The organism is Endozoicomonas sp. ONNA2 (assembly GCF_024606365.1).
Taxonomy (GTDB): Bacteria; Pseudomonadota; Gammaproteobacteria; order Pseudomonadales; family Endozoicomonadaceae; genus Endozoicomonas.
Map to the genome: position 1 here is coordinate 1 of NZ_JAHHPO010000307.1, position 2,474 is coordinate 2,474.

2 protein-coding genes are annotated in these 2,474 nt (G+C 41.6%); one reads left to right on the forward strand and one right to left on the reverse strand.

Annotation, left to right across the window (positions count from 1 at the left end; translation table 11 throughout):
* Positions 1–64 precede the first annotated feature (64 nt).
* Positions 65–367, reverse strand: coding sequence for a terminase small subunit (locus KDK14_RS05550; RefSeq protein WP_257264024.1), 303 nt, complete (start codon positions 365–367; stop codon positions 65–67).
* A gap of 264 nt (positions 368–631) precedes the next feature.
* Between KDK14_RS05550 and KDK14_RS05555 the strand changes: the two genes are divergently transcribed.
* Positions 632–2,437: a hypothetical protein gene (locus KDK14_RS05555; RefSeq protein ID WP_257264025.1), complete on the forward strand. Its 1,806-nt coding sequence runs from the start codon at positions 632–634 to the stop codon at positions 2,435–2,437.
* Positions 2,438–2,474: the final 37 nt, after the last annotated feature.

Genomic DNA, 2,474 nt, shown 5'->3' on the forward strand with positions numbered 1-2,474 from the left:
ACACCATAGTTCCAGAATTAGAGTGAAATGGGAAAGTTATTTTTAGACAATTCCTCAAAAGCAATCAATAGTAGCCATAGAGCCTAGCCAGGCGGTCTAAAACACCCAGTCTCTCTATTATGTTATCGCTGCTATGGTAAAGCTCCATCAACATTGAGGCCAACTGCCCCCTGCAGCTCTGCTGTCTTTGCCGTTCTTCTTGCTGTCTGAAACGCAGCTCAGCTTTCACAGCAGGATTAGCCAATAGCTTGCTCCCTGTGGCGTGGGGATTGACCGTCTTATAACCGGCCTTCACCACCGCATCCGCCACGGTGGGCTGCACCAGGTATTCATTGATGAAGGCTGACTGCCGATGGTTCAGTTTCATAAAGCTCTCCCTGCCTTAAGCACTAGAAAAACCTCAACTTTCCTTTTTCTCCCCTCCTCATATTTTGGGTGGGGAGCGGGGATCATGCTGATAAAAGCCATTTAATTAATATGGTTATTATCGGAAAAACTGACCCTTTAATCAAAAAATGAACCAGACTTCAAAATTGCCTCCTAAACTGCATCTATTGATTACCAAAGCTCATATAAGCCGGTAACTAAAAACAAGCACAAATCGAACACCCCAATAAGGAAATAACTACCAATGGTCCTCTCCCAGCTGTTTGAGTCAGTAATCAGTGCGGCCGGTGCCGAATTGCTGACCGAGTTCTTTCTCTATACATTGATTGGCGTATTCATTGCGGCAGTTATGTTAAAAAAGTCTGGAAAGCTCAATGCTTTTACTCAATATACCCCGACTCTGCTGACCTCCATTGGGATGCTGGGTACCTTTATGGGGATTGTCGCAGGCCTGCTGGAGTTTGATACTGCCAATATCGACACCAGTATTGAGCTACTGCTTGTCGGCTTGAAAACAGCATTTATTACCAGCCTGGCGGGGATGTTTTTCTCCATTCTTTTCAAAGCCCTATCTGCCAGCAAGTTAATTGATAACAAAGAGCAGCCGGATCAGCCTGGAGAACATATCACCACCGCGCACCTTTATCATGCTATGCAACAACAAATTGATGCTGTAAATGCGTTAAAAAAATCAATTGGTGGGGATAATGAAAACTCGCTGGTTGGGCAATTCAAGCTAATGCGTTCTGATTTAACCGATGGGCAGCGTAAAACAGAAAGATATCTTGATACAGCAAACATACACCTTGAAGCCTTAAATAATACAACTCAACAGCAGCAACAACGCTTTAATGAGTTCGAACAGCACCTGGTCGAACAACTTCAAAGTTTTGCTGAAATGCTTTCTGAGTCTGCAACTAAACAGGTTGTTGAAGCATTAAGAGGTGTAATCAAAGACTTTAACGATAAGATAACAGAGCAATTTGGAGAAAACTTCAAAGAGCTGAATGCAGCAGTTTTTAAGCTAGTCGAATGGCAGGAAAACTATAAGAACCAGTTGAGTGATATGAAAGACCAGTATGACCATGGGATTCAAGCTATTACACAAACAGAGTCATCGGTTGCCCATATTGCAGAACGATCGAACGCTATTCCTGAAAACATGGAAAGGTTACGGACTGTCATTGAAGTTAATCAACATCAACTCAATGAACTGCATAATCATTTGCAAAGCTTTGCCACTCTCAGAGAGAATGCTGTCCAGGCTATTCCCGAAATTCAAAAACAGATTGATCATGTGCTGGAAGGTGCAAAAACGGCAAATGACAGAATGTCCAGTGGAGTGATTACAAGCACAGAAGAGCTGGTTGGTGCAGTTAAAACTTCTTCTGAAAATATGACTGCTGACGTTGCTACCAGCACCAGAGAATTAATCAGTTCAATCAAAACAAGCTCTGAAGATATGCTGGCAGGCATTACTTCCAGTGCAGGAAATTTTGTCGATACTGTTAAAGCAAGCTCTGTTAGCCTGACTTCAGGCATAGAAAACAGCACCGGGGATTTGGTTGATAATATTAAGGTTTCCTCTGAAAATATGGCTGCCGGCGTAGCTAACAGTACCGGAGAATTAGTCGGTACAATCAAGACAAGCTCTGAAGATTTAGCAACTAGTATAACCACCAGCAATAATGAAATGATTACAGCAGTTAAAGCTTCCTCTGAAAATATGGCTAATGCCGTTACTGATAGTTCTAATAATCTGATTTCTTCCATTCATGATAGTTCAACAAGACTTACCGAATCAGTCAGTAGTAGTAGCAACATCCTAAAAGAAAAAATACTAGCCAGTGCAAATGACTACCAATCTGCCATCAATGAAATCAATAAAGATCTCAGCCAGCTAAAAACAGGTTTAAAAGAATCCATTCAAACCATAAGCAAGGAGTTTTCTGACTCTATTACGTCCATCAAAGGTGCCAATAAAGAGCTTTTTGAAAGCATAACTCAGGGCAACAAAAATCTAATGACTGGCTTTAACCTGAATCCGTAAGGTTTTGATTGCACCGGAAGAATTTTACCAATTTAAT

Bases quoted from the DNA above. Each gene is read 5' to 3' on its own strand.
- KDK14_RS05550 (WP_257264024.1), bottom strand. From the start codon at position 367: ATGAAACTGAACCATCGGCAGTCAGCCTTCATCAATGAATACCTGGTG.
- KDK14_RS05555 (WP_257264025.1), top strand. From the start codon at position 632: ATGGTCCTCTCCCAGCTGTTTGAGTCAGTAATCAGTGCGGCCGGTGCC.